Source organism: Moryella indoligenes (genome assembly GCF_030812885.1).
GTDB lineage: Bacteria > Bacillota > Clostridia > Lachnospirales > Lachnospiraceae > Moryella > Moryella indoligenes.
Genome location: NZ_JAUSTO010000009.1, coordinates 1 through 26,863 on the forward strand (window position 1 = coordinate 1; position 26,863 = coordinate 26,863).

24 protein-coding genes, 5 tRNA genes and 3 pseudogenes are annotated in these 26,863 nt (G+C 49.5%); 3 read left to right on the forward strand and 29 right to left on the reverse strand.

All coding sequences use genetic code 11. From position 1 onward, the window contains the following. From J2S20_RS07795 to J2S20_RS07885, 19 genes and pseudogenes are all read right to left on the reverse strand, one after another. Positions 1 to 500, reverse strand: a pseudogene (locus J2S20_RS07795) (IS256 family transposase); the annotation flags it as partial. A 204-nt stretch (positions 501 to 704) separates the two neighbouring features. Next, positions 705 to 1,148 (reverse strand): hypothetical protein, encoded by a 444-nt coding sequence (locus J2S20_RS07800; protein WP_019214207.1) that lies wholly within the window; start codon positions 1,146 to 1,148, stop codon positions 705 to 707. Between the two features lie 14 nt (positions 1,149 to 1,162). Then, positions 1,163 to 1,606 carry a hypothetical protein gene (locus tag J2S20_RS07805; RefSeq protein ID WP_211292225.1) on the reverse strand — a complete coding sequence of 148 codons (444 nt, stop codon included), beginning with the start codon at positions 1,604 to 1,606 and terminating at the stop codon, positions 1,163 to 1,165. A 181-nt stretch (positions 1,607 to 1,787) separates the two neighbouring features. Beyond that, positions 1,788 to 2,695, reverse strand: a pseudogene (locus J2S20_RS07810) (MobA/MobL family protein); the annotation flags it as partial. Between the two features lie 45 nt (positions 2,696 to 2,740). Next, positions 2,741 to 3,190: pseudogene (locus tag J2S20_RS07815) on the reverse strand (YfbM family protein); the annotation flags it as partial. Next, positions 3,177 to 3,305 (reverse strand): hypothetical protein, encoded by a 129-nt coding sequence (locus J2S20_RS07820; protein ID WP_307254784.1) that lies wholly within the window; start codon positions 3,303 to 3,305, stop codon positions 3,177 to 3,179. The gene J2S20_RS07820 and the pseudogene J2S20_RS07815, both read right to left, overlap by 14 nt. A gap of 189 nt (positions 3,306 to 3,494) precedes the next feature. Continuing rightward, positions 3,495 to 3,677 carry a hypothetical protein gene (locus tag J2S20_RS07825; protein ID WP_106612490.1) on the reverse strand — a complete coding sequence of 61 codons (183 nt, stop codon included), beginning with the start codon at positions 3,675 to 3,677 and terminating at the stop codon, positions 3,495 to 3,497. Between the two features lie 97 nt (positions 3,678 to 3,774). Then, a complete protein-coding gene (locus tag J2S20_RS07830) occupies positions 3,775 to 4,119 on the reverse strand; it encodes a response regulator (RefSeq protein WP_307254786.1) in 345 nt (114 codons plus the stop codon). Positions 4,120 to 4,127: 8 nt separating this feature from the next. Continuing rightward, complete coding sequence (locus tag J2S20_RS07835) at positions 4,128 to 5,768, reverse strand: sensor histidine kinase (RefSeq protein ID WP_307254918.1); 1,641 nt, start codon at positions 5,766 to 5,768, stop codon at positions 4,128 to 4,130. Between the two features lie 191 nt (positions 5,769 to 5,959). Beyond that, positions 5,960 to 7,114: a DegT/DnrJ/EryC1/StrS family aminotransferase gene (locus J2S20_RS07840; RefSeq protein ID WP_307254788.1), complete on the reverse strand. Its 1,155-nt coding sequence runs from the start codon at positions 7,112 to 7,114 to the stop codon at positions 5,960 to 5,962. Positions 7,115 to 7,330: 216 nt separating this feature from the next. After that, positions 7,331 to 8,275, reverse strand: coding sequence for a transketolase family protein (locus J2S20_RS07845; protein WP_307254790.1), 945 nt, complete (start codon positions 8,273 to 8,275; stop codon positions 7,331 to 7,333). Continuing rightward, complete coding sequence (locus tag J2S20_RS07850; RefSeq protein WP_106611974.1) at positions 8,272 to 9,102, reverse strand: transketolase; 831 nt, start codon at positions 9,100 to 9,102, stop codon at positions 8,272 to 8,274. The genes J2S20_RS07845 and J2S20_RS07850 overlap by 4 nt, the downstream gene beginning before the upstream one ends. A 347-nt stretch (positions 9,103 to 9,449) precedes the next feature. Beyond that, complete coding sequence (locus J2S20_RS07855) at positions 9,450 to 10,229, reverse strand: endolysin-like domain-containing protein (RefSeq protein WP_106611975.1); 780 nt, start codon at positions 10,227 to 10,229, stop codon at positions 9,450 to 9,452. A 12-nt stretch (positions 10,230 to 10,241) separates the two neighbouring features. Next, a complete protein-coding gene (locus J2S20_RS07860; protein WP_106611976.1) occupies positions 10,242 to 10,934 on the reverse strand; it encodes a hypothetical protein in 693 nt (230 codons plus the stop codon). A 53-nt stretch (positions 10,935 to 10,987) separates the two neighbouring features. Next, positions 10,988 to 11,392 (reverse strand): capsid assembly scaffolding protein Gp46 family protein, encoded by a 405-nt coding sequence (locus J2S20_RS07865; RefSeq protein WP_106611977.1) that lies wholly within the window; start codon positions 11,390 to 11,392, stop codon positions 10,988 to 10,990. Next, on the reverse strand, positions 11,317 to 11,634 hold the full coding sequence (locus J2S20_RS07870; protein WP_106611978.1) for a hypothetical protein: 318 nt from the start codon (positions 11,632 to 11,634) through the stop codon (positions 11,317 to 11,319). Before J2S20_RS07870 ends, J2S20_RS07865 begins: the two co-directional genes overlap by 76 nt. Positions 11,635 to 11,750: 116 nt before the next feature. After that, complete coding sequence (locus tag J2S20_RS07875) at positions 11,751 to 11,930, reverse strand: hypothetical protein (RefSeq protein WP_106611979.1); 180 nt, start codon at positions 11,928 to 11,930, stop codon at positions 11,751 to 11,753. Beyond that, a complete protein-coding gene (locus J2S20_RS07880; RefSeq protein WP_106611980.1) occupies positions 11,927 to 12,253 on the reverse strand; it encodes a hypothetical protein in 327 nt (108 codons plus the stop codon). The genes J2S20_RS07875 and J2S20_RS07880 overlap by 4 nt, the downstream gene beginning before the upstream one ends. Next, positions 12,222 to 12,665 carry a hypothetical protein gene (locus J2S20_RS07885; RefSeq protein WP_211292182.1) on the reverse strand — a complete coding sequence of 148 codons (444 nt, stop codon included), beginning with the start codon at positions 12,663 to 12,665 and terminating at the stop codon, positions 12,222 to 12,224. Before J2S20_RS07885 ends, J2S20_RS07880 begins: the two co-directional genes overlap by 32 nt. 211 nt (positions 12,666 to 12,876) lie before the next feature. Here J2S20_RS07885 and J2S20_RS07890 point away from each other — a divergent pair, with 211 nt between their 5' ends. The 3 genes from J2S20_RS07890 to dinD all read left to right on the forward strand — a co-directional run bounded on the left by J2S20_RS07890 (position 12,877) and on the right by dinD (position 15,369). Continuing rightward, positions 12,877 to 13,170: a transposase gene (locus tag J2S20_RS07890; protein ID WP_307254796.1), complete on the forward strand. Its 294-nt coding sequence runs from the start codon at positions 12,877 to 12,879 to the stop codon at positions 13,168 to 13,170. Positions 13,171 to 13,202: 32 nt separating this feature from the next. After that, positions 13,203 to 14,087: an IS3 family transposase gene (locus tag J2S20_RS07895; RefSeq protein ID WP_307254798.1), complete on the forward strand. Its 885-nt coding sequence runs from the start codon at positions 13,203 to 13,205 to the stop codon at positions 14,085 to 14,087. Between the two features lie 334 nt (positions 14,088 to 14,421). Then, positions 14,422 to 15,369, forward strand: coding sequence for a DNA damage-inducible protein D (gene dinD / locus J2S20_RS07900; protein WP_106612614.1), 948 nt, complete (start codon positions 14,422 to 14,424; stop codon positions 15,367 to 15,369). Between the two features lie 80 nt (positions 15,370 to 15,449). Here dinD and J2S20_RS07905 read toward each other — a convergent pair. The 10 genes from J2S20_RS07905 to J2S20_RS07950 form a co-directional block, all read right to left on the reverse strand. Next, positions 15,450 to 15,522: transfer RNA gene (locus tag J2S20_RS07905), tRNA-Thr, on the reverse strand. 6 nt (positions 15,523 to 15,528) lie between these two features. Then, positions 15,529 to 15,600, reverse strand: a tRNA-Glu gene (locus J2S20_RS07910). A gap of 66 nt (positions 15,601 to 15,666) precedes the next feature. Further along, positions 15,667 to 15,740: transfer RNA gene (locus J2S20_RS07915), tRNA-Pro, on the reverse strand. A 64-nt stretch (positions 15,741 to 15,804) separates the two neighbouring features. Continuing rightward, positions 15,805 to 15,876: transfer RNA gene (locus J2S20_RS07920), tRNA-Glu, on the reverse strand. A gap of 68 nt (positions 15,877 to 15,944) precedes the next feature. Then, positions 15,945 to 16,018 (reverse strand) — tRNA-Pro (locus J2S20_RS07925). Positions 16,019 to 16,423: 405 nt separating this feature from the next. Beyond that, positions 16,424 to 18,823 carry a leucine--tRNA ligase gene (leuS, locus tag J2S20_RS07930; RefSeq protein ID WP_307254801.1) on the reverse strand — a complete coding sequence of 800 codons (2,400 nt, stop codon included), beginning with the start codon at positions 18,821 to 18,823 and terminating at the stop codon, positions 16,424 to 16,426. 154 nt (positions 18,824 to 18,977) lie between these two features. Continuing rightward, the gene (locus J2S20_RS07935; RefSeq protein WP_307254803.1) at positions 18,978 to 23,537 is read right to left on the reverse strand and encodes a PolC-type DNA polymerase III; all 4,560 of its coding nucleotides are present in this window, start codon (positions 23,535 to 23,537) and stop codon (positions 18,978 to 18,980) included. 19 nt (positions 23,538 to 23,556) lie between these two features. Continuing rightward, positions 23,557 to 24,627, reverse strand: a complete 1,071-nt coding sequence (gene ispG, locus J2S20_RS07940; protein WP_307254805.1) for a flavodoxin-dependent (E)-4-hydroxy-3-methylbut-2-enyl-diphosphate synthase — start codon at positions 24,625 to 24,627, stop codon at positions 23,557 to 23,559. Position 24,628: 1 nt separating this feature from the next. Further along, complete coding sequence (locus J2S20_RS07945) at positions 24,629 to 25,687, reverse strand: M50 family metallopeptidase (RefSeq protein WP_307254808.1); 1,059 nt, start codon at positions 25,685 to 25,687, stop codon at positions 24,629 to 24,631. Further along, positions 25,684 to 26,847, reverse strand: a complete 1,164-nt coding sequence (locus tag J2S20_RS07950; RefSeq protein ID WP_307254809.1) for a 1-deoxy-D-xylulose-5-phosphate reductoisomerase — start codon at positions 26,845 to 26,847, stop codon at positions 25,684 to 25,686. Before J2S20_RS07950 ends, J2S20_RS07945 begins: the two co-directional genes overlap by 4 nt. Positions 26,848 to 26,863: the final 16 nt, after the last annotated feature.

Genomic DNA, 26,863 nt, shown 5'->3' on the forward strand with positions numbered 1-26,863 from the left:
CCTTCGGCAGCACCGATGATCTCCCGGTAGCCGTCTTCAGTGACACCGATAGCGATAAGGACAGATACGTTCTGGATCTCGCCTCCCCAGCAACGCTTCAGATAGATGCCATCCACATAAACGTAGGGATATTCTCCTGAAAGGGGACGCATGCGCCATTCTTCAATGTGCTCATAAGCCTTCTTGTTGAGGTTGCTGATGGTCCCCGGAGATACCTTTGAACCCCAGAGAGCCTCCGTGACATCTTCGATACGGCGGACCGAGACGCCGGCCAGATACATTTCGATAAGAGCTTCCTCAACGGATGATTCTCTCCGACGGTATCTTTCGATGATGGCGGTCTCGAACTGAACACCTTTGAGCTTTGGGACGTGAAGGGTGACGTCGCCCGAAGAAGTCGTAAAGTTTCGATCATAATGGCCGGAACGGTATCCCTGGCGCTCAGCAGAGCGCTGGTACTTATCAGCCCTGACCAGTTCATCAGCCTCATGATCCAGCAGAGCGCGATGTCGGCATGAGTTCCCCATGAAGCGTTTTGTCAAGTACCTTTTCTTATTTATTGACGCCTTATTTTGAACAATAAAAAACAGCAAACCTGTTTGATTTGCTGTTAATTAAACCGATACATAATATTAAATGATAACTATCTTTAATACAAAATTTTTGGACGATAGCTATTCCTTCAACTCAAGTCAATCAAATAATTATTTACTAGATAACTTAAATTGCTCTTCTTTCTTATCAAAACTTAGTAAATAGTCTTTTCCTCTTTCAACATTAAGCTCCACTTTTGCAGGTCCCCATGTTGTAGTAACGTTTTTATGTAACACTCCAGGTCTAGTATATGTGTAAGTTACTTCTAAAACAATATCTCCTGGATCTGCACAAACTATATATTTTGCTTTTTCATTAAAAATAGCAGCTTCACCACTGATTACTCTAGCATATAATTGTTTTTGAGTGATTACATTATTTCCGGAAGAAAGCTCAATTTTCACCGCATTAGGATGTACAGCTAACCATTTAGTTAAGGCATTTTTGTTCATTTTAATTGACACAAACGAAAAAACAGCCGCTAATATAAAAATTGCAATCACAACATAGGCATATACTCCCATTGAAAAAAATGCTTCTAAATATTTCTCCATTTTCATTCTCCCTTTTAATTATTTTTATTAACATCATTTAATTTAATTGTTTTGCTTTTTACTCCAACCACTCCTAAATCTTCAATAAGTTCATTATATTTTCTTTTTCCTAGCGAAGATAAATCAAACATTTCCTTATTACCATCTTCTGTATAAAGATATAAGAAAAACGAGTCATTGTTTCTTTGTTCTGAAGAAATATGAACTTCATTTAGATTATAGTTAAATTCCTTTTTCCCATCGTTTATTAATAAACCATTTCCATTTATAATTATTTTAGTTCTCAATTGCCTAAATATACTTATTACAACCAAAATAATGATGATAGACGATATAATAATTGCAACTTTATATCCTCCAATTACTCCGGAAATTAAAAATGCAACAAGCACTCCAAAAATCATTATTATTAAATTATAAATAAACGCAACTAGGCTTCTTCTATATATTTTCTCCAAAATCAACCGTCCTTAAAGTACAATAATGATACTAACGTATATCTAATTTTAAGCACAAAATTACATACGAATTATATATCTTTGTATACAAATGTCAATCTTAATTTTTCACCATGCATGCAATATTTATTCATATTTCTTCACTCAAAAATTCGTTTAGTATCATACTATTATTTTAATTTTATACCTCTAACTCTTTCTTCTTTTCCTGTGTTAATCCTCTCTTTTCTTGCAGTAATTTATCTATACAACCTCTAACACTTTCAGCCTGTTCCACTTCTTTTCGTATATCTGTCATTTGAGAATATAGAATATCTTTTTCTTTCCTCAAAGTGCCTATTTCTGATTTCCATTTGGATATATTTAGGGTCTTTTTTTCTCCTAAATGTTCTTTCAGATATTTCTTGGCACTTTCAAATAAAATAATCTCTGCGGTATGTTCATTGTAGAAAGTATCTTGTTTGCTTTTCCTTAACTTGACACAGGCTTTATAGGTGTCTCTATGCTTCAAATATTTCTGAGCTTGGTCGATAAGTTGTACTCTATCATCTATTTTCTTTTCGGTACCTTTAATGGCTCTTGTGGTTTTATAGTTCTTATCTCTTAAAGTAACTATGCTTTCCTTAAGTTCAGATATGGAAGTGATATTTTTCTTTTTTAAGAACTGATAGCTTTCAATGTATTTTTCTAAATCTGTATTATGGTTATATGCATTTTTACGGATAAGATTTTCAAAAACGGACAGCAAATTTTCTTTGGATGGGAGGGGGGCTTTGTATTCTCGTTTTCTGTTTTTTCCTCTTTTCCTATTCTTCTTATCCAATTTAGTAATGCCTTTATTCTTCTTTAGATTTCTCTTAAAATCGCATTTTGATGTTTGATTTCTCGGTTAATGTTTCCTCTATCGGTGGTTATACCTTTCTTTTCCATTTGACTTGCCGATACGCCTAAATGAATGGTCGGTATTTGCTTTATGCCTTGCCTTTGAAAAGAACGGTGATCCACTTTTTCCTGTATATTATTTTCTTCCAAATATTTGTTGGTAATATCCGCCCATGCTTTTCGCCACTCTTCCGCTTTTTCTTGCTCTGCCATTTTCTCATAAAATTTTTTCAGGCTCTCAAATGAGTCTCTTAACTCATCCTTGATTTCATCTGCTTCTTCTTCATATTCCCAGATATTGGGATAAATCTCCTTTTGGCGAAAAGCACTCATCTCAAATTCATTTAGATACGCTTCAAAATCAATCTCTTGCAAAGCCTTAGCGATTTCTTTTACTCAATCCGATTTCGTACCAGCTATATAATCCTCTTCATAAATATTAAACTGTCCTACAATCGCTTCGCTGATTACATCATCTTCAATCGGTTCACTAGCAGATTTTCCTGTCAGCAAAAAATGAAGTGCATCCCACATTTTATCAATGTCACAAATTTCTACGTTATCATCTTCTTGTGCTTCTTCCACATCATCAAGACACGTAAACTTTTCTAATTCAATATCTGTTGTGGATTGATAATTTGCTATCATCCCCATAAGTGTTCTCCTTTTCGTTTTAAAAATTAAGTCATCATAAAGCATCATAAAACCACACAGTCGCAGCGATGATGATCACATGGACAAGCACAATCAGAATCATCGCTATCGCAATAAACTTGATGGCCTTGATAAACCAACGCAGGTATTTATTCTTCATCATCCTCATCTTCTGCAAATTCTTCTTCGGTTACGTCCAGCCAATTCTGTGTGGAAATAGCTTGATCTTCCAAATACTGTTTAAAAATTTCATAGATATAGCTTGCATCTGGGAAAAACGCACGATAATGGGTAAAATTCTCCCCGGTATAAATTCTTGCCTCAAAAATATATGGAACCTCTCCAGCATTCCTTATATCAAAGATTTGTGTTCATTTTCTTCCTTCTCCAATGTGGCATACCATCGTTTCAGCATGAGCTCCAGACTGGTTTTCCCCTCACGTTCAAAGAAGTGAAGAAATTTATCAAGCAATTTGAGAAAGAAAACTTTACCCCTTTCCGTTAAATTTAGATTTAAAGTTCTCTGATTATCCATTTAGCTTCTTGATTTTCTTTTGTTGCACAATATCCACAAGGCATTTCTACCAAAGTTCCTATCGAATTATCTAACTCAAATACAGACTGTAAAGAAACTAATTTAGCGTCCTCTGCTTCGTGTGTTTTTCTGCATAAGAATTGCCACATACCATCATCTTGATAGCCTGATATACATAGGTGAAGTTCTGATGCGAGGTCAGAAAAATATATTCTGCTTCAACCCGCCTGATTTTCAGCTGCCTCACCATATCGATGCCGCTCATCATCGGCATCTCAATATCCGCAATCACAAGCTGCGGCCGCAGCTTCTCTATCACCTCGACCCCCCGCATGCCATTCTCCGCCTCTCCTACAATTTCACAGCCCCATGCGGCCCAGTCAATTTCATTCCTCAGCCCTTTTCTTACATAGTATTCATCCTCCACAACAACAATCTTCATTCTTTCTCTCACAGCTCAGGCTCCGTTTCTGTTGGAATGCGGATAGATGCCACCAGTCCGTTCTCATTTTTCAGCGACAGTCCATAATTCTTTCCATAAGTCAGCTGAATGCGTCGATGCAGGTTATAGAGTCCCAGATGAGAGCTGAAATTCTCTGGCTTTGAGAGATTGTCCTGAATGCGCTTCAGTAATGGCGGATTAATACCTTCTCCGTTGTCCCTGCATTCCAGACATATCTGATCTCCTTCTTTCCGTACACGGATAAGAAGCTTCAGCACATCTCGATTTTCTCGCCCGTATTTCAGCGCATTCTCCAACAGTGGCTGAAGCAGGAGCTTCAAAATCATGTAGTCCTCCAGAGCTCCATCCATCTGAATTTCATAGGTAAAAGCCTCCTGAAAACGTATCCTGATAATATCCAGATACGTCTTTATATAGTGCATATCCTCTGCCAAGCTCACCTTTTCGTTGGGACTGTGCGTATTATAGCGCAGCAGATCGGACAGCGAGATAATCATGCTCTCAGCAAGCTCAGGTGAGCTTCTGCACATATAGTGAATATTATCCAGGGTGTTGAACAGAAAATGGGCGGTAAACTGCTTTCCCAGCTGTTTTACCTGTTCGTCTGCAACAACCTGTGCAAGCGCTTCATTATCTGCCATCTGCTTTTTCAGACTGGAAAGCATGCTATTGTAACTTTCGCCTATACTCTGAAGTTCTGTACTGCTGTGAATATTTACCGTGCGGCTCAGATCTCCGTCACAGGCGGCGTGGAGTGCATCCTGAAGCACCAGTATATCCTCAGAAAAGGCAGCGGCAAGCTGTTTTGAGCTGATACGGCTGAAAATCAGTATGAGTATCAGAATCAACAGGATAAAAAAAACGATAATTCCCATCAAAAATGCAGCATGGGTCAGATTCCATATGGCGTACAGCCGCAAATCGCCATGCATCAGATCGCTTGAAACTACATAGTATATCCCATCCCTGGCTATGCAAAAGCCTTTTTTCCCCAGCAGCTCCTCTCTCAGCTGATGAATCGCATTGAGCAGTTTATTGGAATCCGGCGAAAGCGCCCATCCGTCAGTATCCGTCAGCACTATCCTGATTGCCTCCTCAGAGCAGAGCCGACTGAACTCCTTTTCCTTGATATGAAGCACAGCAAAGCCCGAAATGTGTTCTCCGTCATAGATGGGCTTTGCCATGATCAGGGAACGTTTTTCTCCCTTCAGAATCGAAATCTGGAGTGCAGAACTGTCATATGCCGCAGGAGACAGCTTCCACTGCCGGGAGAATGCACTCTGCTCTTCCTCAGAGATGTAACCCTCACTGCTGATGTAGGGCCGTCCTTCTGAATCCAGCAGGTACAGGTCGGCAGCCAGCCCCTGCTGAAATACGGTTTCATAATAATCATCCAGTATGATATGCTGCCATGTGCTGGAGATCCTGTTTATTTCTCTCTCCTCCACGGCAGCGATCCGCTCCAGTAATCCCTGATATTCGGCCAATATTTCTGTGCTTCGTTTCCGTACAGACGCATTAACCTGATGACTCCTCCGAACTCCCCAGCTCAGCACGACAGCCGCCACAAGACAAATCCCTGCAACGACCAGCTGCAGGGTTCTCTGAAGTGTGTGACGCAGCAACATGCTTCTCAAATTATCCGCAAATGATTTGACTTCCGTACAATCAGACGGCTTCAAGCCCTCTCCTTTCATTCCCCGCACGGCACACAAAGCCGTAAGGCTTCTATGTGATAGCTTGCAGCTTCTATAATAATTATTATTTACTCTGCTTATTCAACGTTACTCTTTGCTGTTTTTATTCAGGGCGTCCAAATTTATCCGTGCCCTTCCAGTATCAGGTCACAGATCCTGTCTACACTCTCCAGTTCCAGCTCCGCATAGATTGGGAGCGTGAGCACCTGTCGGGAGACTCTCTCTGCGATTGGCGTCGCTGCCGGATTGAAGCGTTCTGCCGTGAGCAATGGGTTCTGCGGAATTCCCGGCTGTGCTTTGATCTCCCGCTCAAAAGAAAATGCATTGGTGCAGGGATAAAAATATTTTCTCGGATAGATCCCCGCTGCGTTGAGACGCCTGCAGACCACATCTCTGTCCTCTCCAAAGCGAAGTGAATCGAACAGCAGCGGAAAGTATGCATAATTTGGCTCCGTACCCTTCCTTAATTTTGGCAGCTGAAGTCCCTGTACATCTGAGAGACGCTCCACATAGCGCCGGTACACTCCTCCGCGCTTCTGAATCTCAGCATCCAGATGACGCAGGTTACAGAGTCCCATCGCAGCCTCAAATTCATTCATTTTTGCATTTCCACCCACACAGTAGGTCTCATTCTCCTGAATTCCAAAATTCTTAATACGAAACAGGAGATCCCGGAGCGCAGGATTCCGGAAGCTGACAGCGCCCCCCTCAATTGTGTGAAAGACCTTGGTGGCATGAAAGCTGAACATGGAGAGATCTCCAAAATTTGCCGCGCTCTCTCCGTGATAGCGCACTCCAAAGGCATGGGCTGCGTCGTAGATCAGCTTCAAACCATATCTGTCTGCAATATCCTGAAGCGCAGCTACATCACAGAGCTGACCATAAACATGAACCGGAAGTATCGCGCTGGTTCTCTCTGTGATCAGAGCCTCCACTCTTGCCGGATCCATGGTATAGCTGTCGGGGTCTATATCGCAGAACACGGGAATACAGCCTGCACGAAGAATGGCCCAGGTTGTAGAAGCAAAGGTAAAGGGCGTTGTAATCACTTCTCCCTCTATTCCCATCGCCTCCAGCGAGAGCTCAAGCGCCAAATGACCGTTCTGAAACAGGCACAGTTCCTCGCAGTCAAGGTACTCCTTCAGTCTCTGCTCGAGAAGCTGGTGCTTCTCCCCCATGTTGGTGAGCCAATGGGAATGAAAGACCGAGCGCAGTTCCTCCACATATTCCTCAAAGGGTGGAAGCGACGAGCGGGTGACCAGTATTTTCTCCGACATGAAACTCTCCTTCATAAACTGTTCACAGCTGTTTTAAAAACTGTTAACCTGGCGCACACGAAAACAACATGATTGCCCTGTACTATAATAATCACAGCAGGCAAATACAGCTGCTGCCAATACTTTTTTCATATACTTTGGGCAGGTACAGACGTACCTGCCCACCTCCCTTTTCAGGGCTCTTTAAGTCTCTCACATGAGCTCCCGTCAGTCCTGTTATTTCTGGAGCCAGGCCTTTATACTTTTATAGACACCCGCTCCATCCAGACCATACTTTGCGACGAGCTCCTTTGCAGGACCCGACTCGCCGAAGCAATCATTGATGCCCAGTCTCTTTACCGGAGTCGGAAGCTCCTCAGAGAGCAGCTCGCAGACCGCCGCGCCCAGTCCGCCGATCACGGAATGTTCCTCTACCGTTACTATCTTTCCGGTCTCTTTTGCGGCCTTCAGAATCAGCTCGCGATCCAGCGGCTTGATGGTATGAATATCGATCACGCGCGCATTGATTCCATCCCTATGAAGCTCCTCTGCGGCCTCTATCGCGGAAGAAACCGTAAGTCCGGTCGCAACGATCGTCAGATCGCTTCCATCGCGCATGGTGATTCCCCTGCCGATCTCAAAATGATAATTCTGAGGATCATTCAGCACCGGAGTCGCAAGGCGGCTGAAACGCATGTAGACAGGTCCTCTGTGCGCATAAGCCGCACGAACCATCGCCTCCGCCTCAACATCATCCGCAGGAACCATAACAACCATGCCCGGGATTGTTCTCATCAGAGCAATATCCTCATTGCACTGATGCGTTGCTCCGTCCTCTCCCACAGAGATACCCGCATGTGTTGCAGCAATCTTCACATTCAGCTGCGGATAACCGACAGAATTTCTGATCTGCTCAAACGCACGTCCCGCTGCAAACATGGCAAAGGAGCTTGCAAAAGCGACCTTCCCCGCTGCCGCGATGCCCGCAGCAACGCCGATCATATTCTGCTCTGCGATACCACAGTTGATATGACGCTCCGGAAATGCCTTGCGAAACACAGCTGTCTTTGTGGAGCCCGCGAGATCCGCATCAAGCACCAGAAAATCCTCATGCTCCGCGCCGAGTGCCGCCAGCGCTCTTCCGTAGCTCTCTCTCGTGGCGATCTTCTTTACCTCTGTCATAATGTCTCCTCTGCCTCCTTGAGCTCTGCGAGCGCCGCCGCATATTCTGCATCATTCGGCCCCTTGCCGTGCCAGCCGACCTGATTCTCCATAAAGGAAATTCCCTTCCCCTTCACAGTCTTCATGATAATGGCAGTTGGCATGCCCTTCACGCCTCTCGCCTCCTTAAAAGCAGCGCGCAGAGCGTCAAAATCATTTCCATCCGCCACATTGATCACATGAAAATTGAAGGCCTCAAACTTCTTGTCAATCGGATAGGGAGAATTCACCTCTGTGATCGGGCCATCAATCTGAAGATTGTTATTGTCAACAATCACAACAAGATTATCGAGCTTTCTGAAGCCGGCGAGCATGGCCGCCTCCCAGACCTCGCCCTCCTCAAGCTCTCCATCGCCGAGCAAAGCATAGACACGATAGGGATCCTTATATATCTTCGCGCTGGCAGCCATGCCGACTGCCGCGGAGATCCCCTGGCCCAGCGAACCACTTGACATATCGATGCCCGGCGTATGCTTCATATCCGGATGACCCTGCAGATAGGAGCCCGTGTGCCGGAGTGTCAGCAGATCCTCCTTTGGAAGAAAGCCCCGCTCCGCGAGCGTCGCGTAGAGTCCCGGCGCACAGTGGCCCTTAGAGAGCACAAAGCGATCCCGGTCAGCCTTCTGCGGCTCCTTCGGATCAATATTCATTTCCTCAAAATAGAGATAGGTGAAAAGCTCTGTAGCTGAGAGCGATCCGCCCGGATGTCCTGACTGTGCCGCATGAATGGAAGCGAGAATTCCCTTACGCACCTCCAGCGCACACTTCTTAAGCTCTTGATTGTCCATACCTTACTCCTTTTCAGCTGCTCTGAAAACATCTGCTGCTTTATGTGACCTGGATGCACCTGTTCTCTGTCTGTACCCGTCATCCTGATTCCTGTCCTATTATAGCCTATAACAAGGAAAATGATAACATTTTCTTTATGGAACAACCCCACTACGGAAAGAGGAGTCCGCCTGCTTGCTATGCCTGCTGCATAACAAAAACCCCAGAGCATCGCTCTGAGGTTCTGATCTGAAAGCTTTTGGCCGGACTCGAACCGGCGACCCACGCATTACGAATGCCTTCAGAACAACGTATTTATAAGGTTTGTAGCTGTTTTGACCACTTTTCTGAACTCTTCAGTTATGATTTACACATCCCAGACTATCAGCGCGCCGCTCTCATCCGTCCGGCAGCAGGCTCCTTTGCAAGGCCCTGTCTCTGTCAGGTAGTACAGTCTGCCATCCCTCTCCTGCACGCCGGTCAGCATATAGCCATCAGAACCGAAGAGATACCAGCGTTCCTCGATCAGTGCCCATCTGTCAGCATAATAGGTCTTTGTCGTGTCGGCGTACCACCAGCCCTTTTCATCCTCATGCCATCCGACCGTATAGTATGGAGTCTGTACCTTTTCTCCATCTGTGATACAAATCGCAGTGTGATGTCTTTCACAAAGCAGGATATCCCCGGCATACAGATACTTATCTGACCGGAGATACTTTGCCTCTGTCAAAATTTCTGCCCCCGCCCGGCGGAGCACAGCGACCTCATTTCCCGTATACATGTCGGGACTGATCTGCTGCATCTTTTCATCTCCGATCAGATAACCCACCGCCTTGCAGATTGCTGCCACTCCCGCGGAGCAGTCAGCCTCACAGGGCTTTCTTATCTGTGCCGGATGATATCCCGACATCCTCAACTCTTGCCAGAAGGTTGTACGCTGGTTCTGATCGTAGCCAATCATGTTGTTGCCCGCCGCCTCTCTTGCCAGCGCCGCGATATACTGCCGCTGCCGCGGCTCCTTAAAGCGAACGATGTGCGTCCACGGGCGATTGTACCACGGGATCTCCGCCCACTCCTTTCCGGTCTGATCTCCCGCCACACCGCCGCTATATCTGCCGTGCTCATCGTGACCGCTGTTACTTATCACCTTTTATCCTCCTCATAATTTTTTGTACTGATTCTTATAATCATAGTCTTCATGAAGGACCATGATATTCTTGTATTCCGGCGAAACATCATTGACATTCAACAGCTTCTTAAATATACTGGAATAAAAGAGCTCCAAGATACCGGTATCCGTGACGGGTTGGTTATTTCCAGCTGCGGCGGACCGGGATTCGGAGCTCTCTTCAAGAGAGGACTCCAAGAAACCGGTATCCGTGACGGGTTGGTTATTTCCAGCTGCGGCGGACCGGAACCCGGAGTCCTCTCTTTGCAACTGGACATCCTGCAAATATAACGTATTCGTCCTTGTCTTAACCTTTGCCACAACAATTTCAAAAGCCTTTTCTCCGCCATAGGTAACTCGCGCACCAATTACAACCCTGTCATCCTCTGGTTTTTCCTTCCAGTTCTCAATATAAGAAAGCACCTGACCCTTTTCAATTACATCCGGAACTGCAGCAAATGCAGCGACTCTGAATCTATTCCCCAACGCATGGCTCATAGCGTCTGTGATGGCTGATTTGTTCAGCTCTACTTCCCCGACAACCGGATTCCTTGCTTTGTATCCAATCTTTTTATATTCGTTAAGCACCTGTTCGTCCAGCTTGATATTGCTCTTAATGAACTCTTTTCCGGTCAGCGCGTACACCGATTCCATGTTCCTCACGCGGTCAAAGTTCTCTTCCAACTTGCCATGTTTTTTCTCCTTTGTTTTTAAAGTATAAAATGTAATTTCCCGACTTACCCTCTGATTCTCTTTGCGATCTCCTCCCGCAGAAGGCTCTCGCCTGCTGCACTCTTCCCGAGTCCCTCAGGTGTCTTTCCCTTAAGCCTCTCCGTGATCGCAGCAGAGAAGCAGCCGCGGAAGGTCTTTAACGTGTGCTCATAGCTCTTTTCCATTTCTTCCTCGCTTCCGTAATTCAAAAGCTCCGCAAGGCCGATCGGATCGCCGGACTCCTGCAGCCTCTTTACTGCCTTCTCCTTAAGCTCCTTCTTAAGGAGCTCCGCCCGAAGCGTCTTAAGCTCTACGTCCTTCTTTTTCTGCTCCTCCTTCTCTTTCTCCTCCGGCGTCAGCCCTTCAACTCTTTTCTTTTCCGCGGCTTCTGCATCCCACTTCTGCCGCGCGGCCTTGATCGCCGCGTCGATGTCCGACTGTGTGAAGGTCTTCTCGGGCTCAGCCTTTTTTCGTCTTCTTTCTTTTCCGTGCTCTCAGCCTTCTTTGCGTCATCGGCCTCCTCACTCTTTTCTCCAAAGAGTGAGTTCATGAACTTCTGAAAGGCGTTAAGCTTCTCCTCTTTACTCCCCGGAGCGCCCTCCGTTCCTCCCGCCGCCACCTGTCCCTCTGTCACGGCCTTTTCCAGTACCTTCTCGTTACCATCGTTTCCCATAGTATCCTCCTTCATTTTTGCAATTTAAAACGCCCTCTAACTTAAGTTAAAAGGCGTTTAAAGCTCTGTTTTTGGTATTTTAAAAGCACCCCGGAGGGTGCTTTGTTACTGAATTATTAACCCAATGTTGGAAGTGTTGCATAGATTTCTTCCAGTCGTCTGTAGGCGTGCTGCACGTCCTTTGGCGCTTCCGGTGCTAAAATGGATTTAAGGCTGTCAGAGTTTGGGTCGTCTCTAAGCCACGGAAAGACCTTATCTTCCAGCATTCTCTCTTCTTTTGTCGGCATACGCATCATTTCAGCACACCTCCTATCAGTCTTGCAAGCTCTGCGTCCTTAAGCTCTCCGCGCTCCATTAGCACTTTGCCATCTGCCACAAGCTCATTCAAATTTTCTCTTTCAGTGCCGGAGTAAGCATTCCTGCTTACAACTCGTGCTACATAAAGAGGATCTTTGGCTCTCTGAGTCTTGACATACTTCCTCAAGTCTTCCTCAAGCACACTCTTTGCTGTCTCGATCGTACCATACTTTTCGCGGCTTGTGTTATAAAATCTTTCGACCACCTCCCAGTGATCCTTGTGCGTGAACTCATGCAGGAATATCTCTCCTGTTCTCTTCAAAGAAGGCAAGCGCTGTCTTCTCATGCTCCTCATCGTCAAGATCTGTGTAGAGCTCCTCCCACTTCTTCCAGAGCTCATACTCCTTTGAAAAGGAGAGCACAGCCTTATACTTGATCGCCCGGTACCCCGGATTCTTTAAGGTGTGTGCAAGGAGCGAGTCATAGTGTAAGAGCGTCCCGATGTAGATGATATCCGTATAGCTGTCTCCGGCCTTTGAGACAGCTTTTAAGAACCAGTTCTCAAGCTTTCTTCGCTGCTCCATCGTCCTGACGTTTTCATCGTTCTCGATGTCGTCAAGCACCAGAAGATCAGGTCTCCAGTTCCTGTGCTTTCTTCCTCTGATCTTCTTTCCGGAGCCTATCGCCTCGATTTTTATGTTCGTGCCGGTCACGAGCACGTTTGAGCGCCACACCTTCCCCGCAGGTCTCCGAAGTCCTCCCGGAGAAAGCCAATCTCCTCAAACTCCACGCGGATGTTTTCAAGAAAGCCCTCCGCCTGCTCTGAGGAGTCGGAGATAATGATGGGATAATGCTTATACTGGAGCTAGCATATAAATAGTACAAAATAAGGATGACCTTTTCCCTGTTAATCATGTACCATGAAAGGACAGGAGGGAATGGGCCATGGCAAAAGGAACAGCGTACACACAACAGTTCAAGGAGGATGCCGTTCGATACAAGAAGGAGCATCCAGAGCTGTCCTACCAGGCAGCAGCAAGCAACCTCAACATCAGCATCTCCGCTCTGAAGACCTGGATCAAGAAGTCAAAGGAGAACGAAGGAAAAGTCCCAACCCGGGGGACTGGCAACTATTCCAGCGACGAGGCAAAGGAAATCGCCAGGCTGCAGCGAGAACTTCGTGATGCCAAGGATGCGCTTGAAGTATTAAAAAAAGCCATCGGTGTCCTGGGAAACTGACACTGGCCGTCTACACAGCAACTGCTGAATACGTGGAGGAAGTACATCAGTCTCCGGTGAAACACCGGGTCTCTGTCAGCGGGATACTGAAGTATCTTGGTGTTTCACGCTCCGGTTATAATCCCTGGAAGAAACGTGAGCCTTCCGATACTGAAAAGCGTCGGGAAGCTATGAAACAGAAAATCCAGGAAATATATGATAAATCTCATCAAAACTACGGGGCGCCCAAAATCACAAAGCAGCTAAATAAGGATGGAGAAGCAATCGCAGAACGGACTGTTGGAATCTACATGCGCCAGATGGGAATCAAAGCCCAGTGGATCAAGCCGTTTACCCATACCACTATTGATCCTGATTTCAGTTTAAAACTGAAAAACATACTGGATGAGCAATTCAATCCAGAGGAGCCGAATGCAGTGTGGGTCTCTGATATCACCTACATTGTTACGGTCAATGGTTTTGTGTACCTGACCAGCATTATGAATCTGTTTTCACGAAAAATCATCGGCTGGATTCTTAGCAGAACACTCCATGCGCAGCACGTCGTTGATTGTGTCAATCTTGCAAAGCAGAAACGACGCATTGATAAGCCGCTCGTTTTTCATAATGATCGCGGAACACAGTACGTTTCAGATGCCTTCAAGGAAGCAACAGTTGATTTCATAAACAGTTACTCCAAAAAGGGATATCCCTGGGATAACGCATGCATAGAGTCCTTCCATGCGCTAATCAAAAGAGAATGGCTCAATCGCTTTGTGATTCTTGATTATCAGCGTGCTTACCGTCTTGTATTCGAATATATAGAGACGTTCTACAACACGGTAAGGATTCATAGCCACTGTAATTATCTATCGCCGGATCAGTATGAGGAGGAATTCCTGGAGAAACTGGAGAAATCACTCAAAATTGCGGGCTGAATATCATTACATAGGAGCAAGGTCATTTTTAACTTGTACTTTTTCTTGACATAGGACCATTTGTGAAGTAGTGAGGAAAGTAGGCGCGGCCGAAGAACTCAAGGTCTAATCATTATTCGTTCTCCTCATATATCCATGATGGATCTTCATCAATCTCATTCTCTTCTGCCACCATCTCTTCCATCAAACACTTCTGAACTTCGCGATCAAATGCGTGATCTGGGGCGGTGTCAGCCATAGTACTAATCGCAAGTCCGACATCATGTAGATATCCCCCTGTGATCTTTCCCGTACTCTCTGCAATCCTTATCTTACGATAGCAGGAGCAATCGAAATGAACAATTTAGAAAAGTACAGCGAAAACACATTTGACCGTATCAAGCACATCAATAAATACGGACAGGAATTTTGGTATGCAAGAGAACTGCAGAAAGTTCTTGAATATGTGCAATGGAGAAGATTTTCGGAAGCTATAGAACGCGCAAAAATATCCTGTTCCGAAAGTGGTTTTGACGTTTCTGACCATTTTGCCGACGTCGGCAAAATGCTACATTTAGGTGTCGCTGATCGAGAAATACAAGATATAGAACTTTCTCGTTATGCCTGCTACCTTATTGTCATGAACGGAGACCCTCGCAAAGAAGTTATCGCTCTCGGGCAATCTTACTTCGCAGTGAAGACCCGGCAGCAGGAACTCATAGATAACTATGAGCAGCTCAGCGAAGATCAGAAGCGCATGGCCATTCGAAAAGAAATGAAACACCACAACAGACAGCTCGCCGATGCCGCGCATAATGCAGGGGTTATTGATCCTAAAGATTATGCTATCTTCCAGAATTACGGTTACATGGGTTTATATGGCGGTTTGAAAGCACAGGATATCAGAGAGCGCCGTGGTTTGAAGCCAAAGAAAAACATTCTTGACTACATGGGCAGCACGGAGCTGGCTGCAAACCTCTTTCGCGCCACTCAGACCGAAGAAAAGCTGCGCCGGGAGAATATTCAGGGCAAAGCCGCTGCCAATCAAACCCATTTTAAGGTCGGACAAAAAGTACGAGAAACCATTAAAGAGCTCGGCGGCACTATGCCAGAGAATCTCTCCACCCCAAGCAAAAGCATTCACCACCGACGCGCGCGCCAAGACAAAAGCAAAACTAAAAAAACTGGGAGCCTGACGGCTTCCTTTTTTGTCCGTATGAGGCACTTTTTCCTGACCCCTTTTCTGACCCCACGAGGGTTCAAAAAGCCCCCCTCTGACCCCTTTTTGACCCCACACATTTGACCACGTTTTACCGCATTTTACCGCATATAAAAAACCACGGAACCCTTATGTTTCCGTGGTTTTCTCTTAAAAACACTGAAAGCTTTTGGCCGGACTCGAACCGGCGACCCACGCATTACGAATGCGTTGCGCTACCAACTGCGCTACAAAAGCTTAAAATGACCGATCCGGGAATCGAACCCGGGATTGAGCCGTGAGAGGGCTCCGTCTTAACCTCTTGACCAATCGGCCTTACTGAAATAGCTCCGCTCTGTCTGTGCAGCACAGTATAACTGAAACTACAGCAAAAGCTGTAAGTCGAGGCGACAAGATTCGAACTTGCGGCCTCAGCGTCCCGAACGCTGCGCTCTACCAAACTGAGCCACGCCTCGAAAATCTTCGCAATACAGCAAAGCGGGAAACAAAATCTGCAAGACAAATAAGCTCTTACAGAAATGACCGATCCGGGAATCGAACCCGGGATTGAGCCGTGAGAGGGCTCCGTCTTAACCTCTTGACCAATCGGCCTTACTAAAACTTGAATGACCTGAACAGTATAACATAAAAGCCAAAGCTTGTACAGCAAAAGCTGTAAGTCGAGGCGACAAGATTCGAACTTGCGGCCTCAGCGTCCCGAACGCTGCGCTCTACCAAACTGAGCCACGCCTCGATTTTTGAGCATTTCTTGACACCACGGTAGTATACCTGTTAAGCGCTGGATTGTCAATTCTATTTTTACGTTTTTTTCCGCTACATGGGGAAATTCACGCAGTTACACCAGTACAAAAGACAGGCGCGGCCCGGACGTTCACGCCCGGAAAAACCGCGCCTCCGCTGATTTCCCTGCCATCTCGCTGCCGCTCGATGGGTTTTCTCGTCAAGGCTCCGTCTGTGCAAGCGCGTAGAGCTTTTCCTCGTTATTTAACCATCTCGCTGCCGCTCGATGGGGTTTGTCGTCAAGACTCCTCCTGCTAAAGCGCAGGGAGTCTTTCCTCGTTATTTAACCATCTCGCTTCCGCTCAATGGGTTTTCTCGTCAAGACTCCTCCTGCTAAAGCGCAGGGAGTCTTTCCTCGTTATTTAACCACAAAGTTGATGATCTTATTCGGCACATAGATTTCCTTGACCAGTGTCTTTCCCGCAAGCTGAGCCGCCACCTTATCGTTTTCCTTCGCGATGCGCAGCGCCTCCTCCTTCTCACAGCCGGTCGGAATATCCACAACCGCTCTTGCCTTGCCGTTCACCTGGACGCCAATCGCCACTGTCTCATCGACCGTCTTCGCCTCATCGTACACCGGCCACGACGCAACTGCGAGCAGCCCTTCTCCGCCGATGGTCTCGTAGATCTCCTCGCAGATGTGCGGAGCAAAGGGCGAGAGCAGCTTTAAGAAGTCGATGAGCTGTGCTCTGCCGATTTTTCCGACTTTTCCAATCTCATTGATATAGCTCATGAGGCAGGCAATCGCCGTATTGTACTTCTGCTCCTCGATGTCCTGAGACACCTTCTTGATCGCCTTATGCAGACCGGATTCCAGCTCCCTGACGCGATCTTCACACATAATATCCGTGAGCGCCGCGACACGGTCCAGAAATCTTCGGCAGCCCTTCACCGAGCTGTCATTCCACGGAGCGGCACTGCCGTAATCACCCATAAAGAGCACATAGACGCGAAGCGTATCTGCGCCGTAGAGCTTCACAATATCCAGCGGATCGACAACATTTCCACGGGACTTTGACATCTTCTCTCCGTCTGCACCGAGTATCATGCCCTGCGCACTTCTCTTCGCATAGGGCTCAGCTGTGTTCACCAGCCCCTGATCATAGAGGAAATGATGCCAGAAGCGGGAGTAGATCAGGTGGCGCGTCACGTGCTCCATGCCGCCGTTGTACCAGTCGACCGGCATCCAGTATTTCAGCTTCTCGCTGTCCGCAAATGCACTGTCATTATGTGGGTCGCAATAACGGAGGAAATACCAGGAGGAGCCTGCCCACTGCGGCATGGTGTCTGTCTCCCTCTTCGCGTCTGCACCGCAGTTGGGGCACTTGCAGTTCACGAAGGACTCCACCTTTGCGAGCGGCGACTGTCCATCCTCACCGGGACGGAAGTTCTCCATATCCGGAAGACGCAGCGGCAGCTCCTCATAGGGCACCGCAACCACTCCGCAGTTCGGGCAGTGAATTAACGGAATCGGCTCGCCCCAGTAGCGCTGACGGTTGAAGGCCCAATCCTTCATCTTGAACTGTACGCCCGCATGACCTATTCCCTTCTCCGCAAGGAATCCCAGCATGCGCGCGATCGAGTCCTTCTTATTGGTGAATCCGTTCAGAAATTCGGAATTAATCATCATTCCGTCGCCTGTGTAGGCCTCTTTCTCAATATCTCCGCCCTCGATGACCTGAACGATATCGACGCCGAACTTCTTCGCAAAATCGTAATCTCTCTGATCGTGCGCCGGAACTGCCATGATCGCACCGGTTCCGTAGCCCATCATGACATAATCCGCAAGGAAAATCGGAATCTTCTTGCCGTTCACCGGATTGACTGCCTCGATCCCCTCGATCTTCAGTCCGGTCTTCTCCTTCACAAGCTGTGTTCTCTCGAATTCTGTCTTCTTTGCACACTCCGCGCGATAGCTGCGGATCGCGTCCATGTTCTGAATCCGGCCGGCATACTTGTCAATCAGCGGATGCTCCGGAGCCATGACCATGAAGTTCACACCGAAGAGCGTATCGCAGCGCGTCGTGTAGATCTCAAGCTTCTCGTCAATGCCCTCCAGATGAAAATCGACAAAGGCACCGGTGGACTTTCCGATCCAGTTCACCTGCTGCTGCTTGATGTTCTCCGGATACTCCACGGTGTCGAGGCCGTTTAGAAGCTTGTCCGCATACTCCGTAATCTTTAAGTACCACACGTCCTTCGACATCTGAACCACATCACTGTGGCAGATATCGCACTTGCCGCCCTGGCTGTCCTCATTGGAGAGCACCACCTTGCAGGAGGGGCAGTAATTCACCAGTGTCTTGTTGCGGAACACGAGTCCCTTCTCAAAAAGCTTTAAGAAAATCCACTGCGTCCACTTATAATAGTCGTCCTTTGAAGTATCTACAACGCGATCCCAGTCAAAGGAAAAGCCTACGCGCTTCAGCTGCTCAGAAAACTTCGCAATATTCTGATCCGTGATCTCACGCGGGTGCGTGTTGGTCTTGATCGCGTAATTCTCCGTCGGCAGACCGAATGCGTCAAAGCCGATCGGGAACATGACGTTGTAGCCCTGCATTCTCCGCTTTCTGGAAATTACCTCAAGACTGGAATAAGCCTTGATGTGACCGACGTGCATTCCTGCGCCACTCGGATAAGGAAATTCCACCAGACCGTAGAACTTTGGCTTCTCAGAAAAATCTTCCGCGTGAAATACCTTCTCATTCTCCCATCGCGCCTGCCACTTCGGCTCAATTTTCTTAAAATCGTACTCCATCTCTACCACCTCTTATACTTCAGTATACCTGACCATTGTAATTTCCGCCCCGCGCTTTGTCAATCTGCGGGACGCACACGGCGAATGTCGGCAGTGCTCTCCCCTGTCTCTGCACCGGAACGCCTCTTTGCCTTCCGTTAGGAGCGCAGCGCTCTCACAAATCAAAAATCGACAGCTGATTGCTCTCCGGCAATTTCCCGAGTATTCCCAGGCGATCCAGCAGGTCACAGGTCGTCTGCCCCGTTCCGCTCCGGGACTTGAAATCGTCCTTTGATATAAACTCTCCCTGCTTTGCCGCCTCCACGATCTGCAGTGCCGCGCTCTCCCCGAGCCCGTCAATGGAGGTCAGCGCCGGCATGATCTTTCCGTCCACGATGGAGAAGCGCGTCGCATGGGCCTGATAGAGATCAATCGGCATAAATTCAAAGCCGCGTGCGTACATCTCCTGTGCGATGCGCCCGTCCTTGATCATATCCGCCTCCTTGGGAGACAGCGGGTCGCTGCGGTTTCCACTGTAATCCCGTTTTTTAAGCTCTGCGAGAAAGAATTCCAGCCTCTGCTGTCCCTGACACATCACTTCATAGGAGAAGCCCGTCGCACGTATGGTGAAATACGCCGCATAGTAAGCGAGCGGATAGAAGATTTTGCAGTAGCCGATGCGCCAGGCCATCATGACATAGGCCGCCGCATGTGCTTTCGGAAACATGTACTTAATCTTCTTGCAGGACCAGATATACCAGTCCGGAACCTCGTGCGCCCGCATATCCGCCTCCCACTCGGGCTTAAGCCCCTTACCCTTGCGGACGGACTCCATGATTTTAAAGGACTCCTGCGGCTCCAGCCCCCACTTGATGAGACTCAGCATGATATCGTCGCGGGTGCAGATAGCTGTCTTGATGGTCGCCGTCCCCTCGCTGATCAGAACCTCCGCATTGCCCTGCCACACGTCCGTGCCGTGCGCAAGCCCCGCGATGCGGACGAGATCGGAAAACCCCTTCGGCTTTGCCTCCAGCACCATGTTCATGGCGAAGTCCGTGCCGAACTCCGGGATTCCAAGCGCCCCCAGCTTACAGCCCAAAATATCCTCCGGCTTTACCTTCAGCGCGGCAGGACTCTGAAAGAGACTCATGACCTCCGGCGAATCCAGCGGAATGTCCTTTACCGGATCAATGTGTGTCAGATCCTGAAGCATGCGTATCATGGTCGGATCCTGATGTCCCAGTATATCCAGCTTTAAGAGGTTGTGGTCAATCGCATGATACTCAAAATGTGTCGTGACGATCGGCGTGTTCATATCGTTCGCTGGATGCTGTATCGGAGTAAAGGAATAAATTGACTCTCCCTTCGGCAGCACCACGATGCCGCCGGGATGCTGTCCCGTGGTTCTCCGCACACCGATGCAGCCCTGTACCAGCCGGTTGATCTCGCACTTCCGCTTTCGTGCGCCATGTTCCTCAAAGTAATTTTTGACATAGCCGAATGCCGTCTTCTCCGCGAGCGTTCCCACCGTGCCCGCGCGGTAAGTCTGCCCTTTTCCGAATATCACCTCGGTATAGGCGTGCGCGGAGGACTGATTCTCACCGGAAAAGTTCAGATCAATATCCGGCTCCTTATCTCCCTTAAAGCCCAGAAAGGTCTCAAAGGGAATGTCAAAGCCATCCTTCTTAAGCTTCGCACCGCAGTGCGGGCAGACCGCATCCGGCATGTCGCAGCCTGCGGTTCCCGCGTAGCTCTGCGGCACTTCTGAATCAAAATCCGAGTACTGGCATTCCGGGCAGAAGTAGTGCGGCGGCAGCGGATTTACCTCTGTGATTCCTGCAGTATAGGCGACAAAGGAGGAACCGACCGAGCCCCGCGAGCCCACAAGATAGCCCTCCTCGTTGGAGTGACGCACCAGCTCCTGTGCAATAATATACATCACGGCAAAGCCGTTCTTTATGATGGAGCCCAGCTCCTTCTCCAGTCTGCTCCTCACGATCTCCGGAAGAGGATTCCCGTACTGCTCATAGGCCTTCTGATAGCAGGCCTCCGTGAGCTTCTTATCCGAATCCGCGATCACAGGCGGGCATTTGTCGGGCCGCACCGGTGAGATCCGCTCGACCATCGCAGCGATGCGCCGCGTATTGGTAATGACGACCTCCTCGCACTTCTCCGCTCCCAGATACTCAAACTCCTCCAACATTTCCTCTGTCGTCCGGAGAAAAAGCGGCGGCTGACTGTCGGCATCGCTGTACTTGTTTCCGAAAAAGATCATGCGCCTGTATATCTCATCCTCCGGATTCAGGAAGTGCACGTCACAGGTCGCGACGACCGGCTTGCCCAGATCCTCACCGAGCTTCACGATCCTGCGGTTTATATTTCTTAAATCCTCCTCGGACTCCACCGTGTAGTGATCGTCACCGATCATAAAAAGATTGTTCCCGATCGGCTGTATCTCCAGATAATCATAAAAAGAGGCAATGCGGTTCACAGCCTCCTCGCTCTCGTCCCGGAGCATCGCCTGAAAGAGCTCCCCGGCCTCGCAGGCGCTCCCGATGATAAGGCCCTCCCGGTACTTCTTAAGCTCGCTCTTTGGGATACGCGGCTTTTTATTAAAGTATTTCAGATTGGAGTCAGAGACCAGACGATAGAGATTCACCCGCCCCAGCTCATTTTTCACGAGGATAATGACGTGATAGGTGTTCATCTTCCTCACGACATCCGGGTTGGTCTCAGACAGCGCAGATACCTCCCTCAGCGTGTGCAGCCCGCGAGCCTTGAGCATCTCCACAAAACGGACGAATATCTCTGCCGTGCAGCCCGCATCATCCACGGCCCGGTGATGATTGTCCAGGGAGACGCCCAGCTCCCGCGCAACTGTATCCAGCTTGTAGCGGTTCAGGCGCGGAAGAAGTATATGCGCGAGACTCACCGTGTCGAGTATAGTCGGATGATACGAAAGCCCCAGCAGCTTTGACTTCTCCCGGATAAATCCGGTATCGAAGCCTGCGTTGTGCGCGACCACAGCGGAGCCCTCGCAAAATTTCAGGAACTCCGGCAGCACCTCCTCAATTCCGGGCGCATTGCTCACCATTGCATCACTGATGTGGGTGAGCTGCTCGATCCGGAAGGGAATGGGAATGCGCGGATTCACAAAGCTGGAGAAGCGCTCCGTGATCTTGCCTCCGACGACCTTCACCGCACCGATCTCTATGATCTGATTTTTCACTGCGGAGAAGCCTGTGGTCTCGAGATCAAAGACGACAAAAGAATCGTCAAGTGTTTTCTCTCCGGGGTTTACAACCAACTCCTTCAGATCATCCACGAGGTATCCCTCGACACCGTAGATGATCTTCGGCCAGGCAAGCGGATCGCCGCTTACCGTGTGCCACGCCTCAGGAAAGGCCTGCAGATTTCCGTGATCGGTGATTGCAATCGCATCCATGCCCCAGCGCTTTGCCTGCTTTATGATCTGCTCTGCAGAGCTCACGGCATCGAGATCACTCATCTTCGTGTGGCAGTGCAGCTCTACGCGCTTCTTCGGCGCATGGTCCTCCCGGCTGCTCTCCTGAAAGGGCTCACATTTCTTGATGCCGCGCACCGAGCCTATAATCAGCTCTCCGTCTCTGTTGTCAATGGAGGTCACACCGCGCAGCTTTAAGAAGCTTCCCTTCTTTAATATCCCCTTCAGAGTGTCGAGCTCCTCTCCCTCTCCGCGGAAAAAAAGCTTCACAGTGATAGAATCTGTAAAATCTGTGATGGAAAAGATGAAGAGCGTGCTGCCGCTGCGCTCAATAAAAAAGCTGTCCAGCTCAAAGATCTGTCCCCGTATGGACACCTCGCCCATGACGGAATTCACATCCCTGAGGGCGATAAATTCATCCTCAAAATCTCTGCCATAGAGGACATCCGGATTGTCCGGGCGCTGTGGCCCTCTGCGGAAGGGACGCTCCCCGCGGAAGCTTCTCCCATCCCGCCGGGGAGTAAAACCACCGCCCGGCTTTCTTCCGTTCTTCTGCCCCTCAGGCTTCTTCGAAGCTGTGCTGTGCCCGCTCTCTCCAGGGCCCTGTTCCTTCCGTGGACTGCGCTTCTCCTCCTCTCCTTCCAAGGGCAGGGAATCCGAGACTGCAAGTGAGGCTGTATCTGAGATCAGGAAGCTCTCCTCCTCCCCCCTGCTCTCCTCACGCTCCGGAGCCCTCTCCGCAATATTTTTCTGCTCCTCCTTCGGAGGAATATAGGGAATATAATGTGGCTTCAGCTCTACACTCATACCACAGCGCCTCTCAAAGATCTCCTCCGAGAGATAGCGCCGGAGCTTCTCCACAACATTCCGGTTCAGCGGCATATCTTCCACTGTAAATTCCATGCAGTTTTCAGAAAAGCTGCACTCCGCGCGGCTCAGAATGCGATAGGCGATGAGATTTTTCCTCTGGAGCTCAGCGAGCACGCTGTCCTTATAGGCGTCAAAAATCATCTCCGGCGTAAAGCTGCCGGAGAGGGTAAAACGCTCATGAATGCAAATGCTGAGCCGCTTGTTCTGAAACAGCTGCCGCTTCAGCTCCTGCTCCAGTCCCCGAAACACACTGCTCTCGATGAGTCTCGGGCAGTTGATCCAGACCGAAAGGCTGGACATGTCCTCTGAGGCGGTGACCCGCTCCACGGACAAAAGCTCCACCAGAGCTGCATCCGCCTCGCTCGCTGCAAAGCCCCGAAAAACCTCTGTGAATTGCTTCATCCTGTGCTCCAATCAAACCCTAGGCTCTCTGCGCCGCTGCCTTTCTGAGCTCCTCCTCCAGCGCGGGAAGCAGTTCCTCCTCCGGCATCGTCCGGATGATCTCTCCCTTCCGGATGAGCACACCCGCACCGCTTCCTCCTGCAACGCCGAAATCGGCCTCTCTGGCCTCTCCGGGACCGTTCACGACACAGCCCATAACAGCCACCTTCAGATCCAGCGCATCATAGCGCTCCACCAGCTTCTCCACCTGCTCCGCAAGACCAATCAGATCAATCTGCGTTCTGCCGCAGGTCGGACATGACACCACCTCGACACCTCCATGCCTTAAGCCCAGCGTCTTCAGGATCTGCTTTGCGCAACGCACCTCCTCCACCGGATCTCCGGTCAGAGATACCCGTATCGTGTCCCCGATCCCCTCGTGCAGTATGATGCCGAGCCCCACGGAGGACTTGATCGTGCCGCGCATCAGAGTCCCCGCCTCTGTGATTCCGACGTGCAGCGGATAGTCGCAGGCTTCGGAGATCAGCTCATGCGCGCGCACACACATGAGCACATCTGAGGACTTGATGCTGATAACCAGCTGATGATAGCCCATCTCCTCGATCATACGCACCTTATCCAGCGCAGATTCCACGATTCCCTCTGCTGTCACGCTGCCGTAGCGCTCCACAAGCTCTTTTTCCAGAGAGCCCGAGTTCACACCGACGCGAATGGGGATATCTCTTTCTCTCGCACAGTCGACGACTGCCTGAATTCGCTCCTTGGCGCCGATATTTCCGGGATTAATCCGAATCTTGTCCGCACCATGCTCCATGGCTGCAATTGCCAGCCGGTAATCAAAATGAATATCTGCGACAAGCGGAATGCGGATCTGTCTCTTGATCTCCCGCAGCGCCTCTGCCGCATCCATATTTGGCACCGCAACGCGGATAATATCACAGCCCGCTGCCTCGAGCACCTGAATCTGCTGCACCGTCGCTGCGACATTTTCTGTCTTTGTATTGCACATCGACTGAATCAGAATGGGATTCCCTCCGCCGATCACGCGGTCTCCGATCCTTATCTCTCTCGTTTTTCTTCTCTCTGCCATCTCAGCCTGTCAGCCTCCCAATATCATTAAACATAACAAACACCATGAGCGCCATCAGCAGCACAAATCCCGCCAGATGAATATAGCCCTCTACTTTTCTGTTGAGGCTTCTGCGGGAGATACCCTCGATGAGGCAGAATACCAGCCGCCCTCCATCGAGCGCCGGAATGGGCAGCAGGTTCATAACGCCAAGATTGGCGCTGAGTATGAGTCCCAGACCCGCAAGATTCAAAAGCACTGCAAAGAGCCCGTACTGACGCGTCTCATCTACGGTCTCACCGATTGCGCCGATGATCCCGACGGGCCCTGTGAGCTCCCCTGTTGATACTCTGCCTTTGATGAGCAGCAGGAGCCCCCTTATGGTCGAGCTCACCGCGTAATGTGTCTCCTGTGCGGCATAATAGACGAGCTCCGCTGTCCCCCGCACTGCCTGTCTTCCTCCCTGCACCTGAATGCCGAGCATATAGCTCTGGTACTCCTCTGAGTACTGCGGCACAAGCCGGAAGGAGAGCTCCTGCTCCTCCCCGCCCGCCTGTCGCTGCACGGTGACATCGACCGCCTCATTCTGGTTAAAATAGAGCAGATCTGTGATCTCCCGGAAAAACACGATGTGCCGTCCATTGATTTCTGTGATCAGATCTCCGGCCCGAATGCCTGCCTCTGCTGCGGGATAGCCGTCCGTGACAGCAACGAGCGCAGGGCGATCCACCCCCACCGCAGCGACGATGAAGATCGCCAGAAAAAACGCGAGTAAAAAATTGAACAGCGGGCCGGCCACCACGATAAAAAGGCGCGCCCAGGGGGACTTCTGATTCAGGCTGTCCTCTGCGCTCTCTTCCTCCTCGCTGTCCTCGCCCAGCATGCTGCAAAAACCGCCAATCGGCAGCGCCCGCACAGAATAAACTGTCTCTTTTGGCTGTACAGAGAAGAGGCGAGGTCCCATGCCCAGCGCAAACTCCAGTACGCGTACCCGCATGGCGCGCGCCGCAAGAAAATGTCCGAATTCATGAAAAAAGACAATGAAGCTGAACAGAAGCAGTGCAACGATGATATTTGTCATAGCGCAAACCTTTGTGTGAGCTGACGCTCCGTATCCGCCTGTATCGCAAGTATATCTCTGACCGTCGGCTGCGGCAGAACGCCTGCTTTCTCGTGTTCCTCCATCGCTGAGTGGATAAGCTTTGCAATATCCGGATAGGAAATCTTCTTCTTCAGGAAGGCCGCCACTGCGACCTCGTTCGCCGCATTGAATACGGTCGGAAGACTCCCCCCTGTTCTTCCTGCGTGAAATGCGAGTGCAAGGCCGGGGAACTTTTTCATGTCAGGCGCCGCCAGCTCTATGCCGCAGAGCGCTGCAAAGTCCAGACGGGAACCGCCGGTCACTGGAAGACGCCGCGGATAGAAGAGCGCGTACTGTATGGGCAGCTTCATATCCGCTGTCCCGAGCTGCGCAATCACCGCGCCATCTGCATATTCCACCGCGGAATGAATGATGCTCTGTGGCTGGATCACAACCTGAATCCGGTCTATGTCCACATCAAAGAGCCAGTGTGCCTCCATGACCTCAAGCCCTTTATTCACCATCGTTGAGGAATCTATCGTGACCTTTGGCCCCATACTCCAGTTCGGGTGCTTCAGTGCGTCCTCCAGAGTGACCTTTTTCAGCTGCTCCTCTGAGAGCCTCCGGAACGGGCCTCCGGACGCGGTGAGCAGTATTTTCTCGATGCGATTTCCGCTGTTGCCGCGAAGGCACTGAAAGATTGCGGAGTGCTCCGAGTCCACCGGAAGTATCTTCACCCCGCAGCTCTTTGCGAGCGGCATGATGATATGACCTGCGCAGACAAGCGTCTCCTTATTTGCAAGTGCGATATTCTTTCCTGCGCGAATTGCAGCAATGGTCGGTTCTATGCCTATCATGCCGACAATTCCGGTGACCAGCGTGTCCGCCTCCTCCGCAGCGGAGACGGCAAGTATCCCCTCTCTCCCTGCGAGGACTTCTGTTTTCGTGTCTGCAACGCGGTGGGCGAGCTCCGCCGCCCGCTTTTCATCCCAGACAGCTGCGAGCCGGGGTCTGAATTCTCTGATCTGCTGCTCCAGCAGCTCTATATTGGAGCGGGCCGCCAGCGCTGTGACCTGAATGCTTCGCTTCCTGGCTCGGATGATCTCCAGTGTCTGCGTCCCGATGGAGCCCGTGGAACCCAAAATTGATATCTTTCTCATTTCTCCTCCTGCGGAT

Coding starts and splice junctions, on each gene's coding strand:
- J2S20_RS07935 (WP_307254803.1), bottom strand. CDS start 23,537: ATGAAGCAATTCACAGAGGTTTTTCGGGGCTTTGCAGCGAGCGAGGCG.
- leuS (WP_307254801.1), bottom strand. CDS start 18,823: ATGGAGTACGATTTTAAGAAAATTGAGCCGAAGTGGCAGGCGCGATGG.
- J2S20_RS07845 (WP_307254790.1), bottom strand. CDS start 8,275: ATGACAGAGGTAAAGAAGATCGCCACGAGAGAGAGCTACGGAAGAGCG.
- J2S20_RS07850 (WP_106611974.1), bottom strand. CDS start 9,102: ATGGACAATCAAGAGCTTAAGAAGTGTGCGCTGGAGGTGCGTAAGGGA.
- J2S20_RS07875 (WP_106611979.1), bottom strand. CDS start 11,930: ATGATGCGTATGCCGACAAAAGAAGAGAGAATGCTGGAAGATAAGGTC.
- J2S20_RS07835 (WP_307254918.1), bottom strand. CDS start 5,768: ATGTTGCTGCGTCACACACTTCAGAGAACCCTGCAGCTGGTCGTTGCA.
- J2S20_RS07830 (WP_307254786.1), bottom strand. CDS start 4,119: ATGAAGATTGTTGTTGTGGAGGATGAATACTATGTAAGAAAAGGGCTG.
- J2S20_RS07800 (WP_019214207.1), bottom strand. CDS start 1,148: ATGGAGAAATATTTAGAAGCATTTTTTTCAATGGGAGTATATGCCTAT.
- J2S20_RS07890 (WP_307254796.1), top strand. CDS start 12,877: ATGGCAAAAGGAACAGCGTACACACAACAGTTCAAGGAGGATGCCGTT.
- J2S20_RS07945 (WP_307254808.1), bottom strand. CDS start 25,687: ATGACAAATATCATCGTTGCACTGCTTCTGTTCAGCTTCATTGTCTTT.
- J2S20_RS07825 (WP_106612490.1), bottom strand. CDS start 3,677: ATGGATAATCAGAGAACTTTAAATCTAAATTTAACGGAAAGGGGTAAA.
- J2S20_RS07870 (WP_106611978.1), bottom strand. CDS start 11,634: ATGGGAAACGATGGTAACGAGAAGGTACTGGAAAAGGCCGTGACAGAG.
- dinD (WP_106612614.1), top strand. CDS start 14,422: ATGAACAATTTAGAAAAGTACAGCGAAAACACATTTGACCGTATCAAG.
- J2S20_RS07820 (WP_307254784.1), bottom strand. CDS start 3,305: ATGATGAAGAATAAATACCTGCGTTGGTTTATCAAGGCCATCAAGTTT.
- ispG (WP_307254805.1), bottom strand. CDS start 24,627: ATGGCAGAGAGAAGAAAAACGAGAGAGATAAGGATCGGAGACCGCGTG.
- J2S20_RS07950 (WP_307254809.1), bottom strand. CDS start 26,847: ATGAGAAAGATATCAATTTTGGGTTCCACGGGCTCCATCGGGACGCAG.
- J2S20_RS07840 (WP_307254788.1), bottom strand. CDS start 7,114: ATGTCGGAGAAAATACTGGTCACCCGCTCGTCGCTTCCACCCTTTGAG.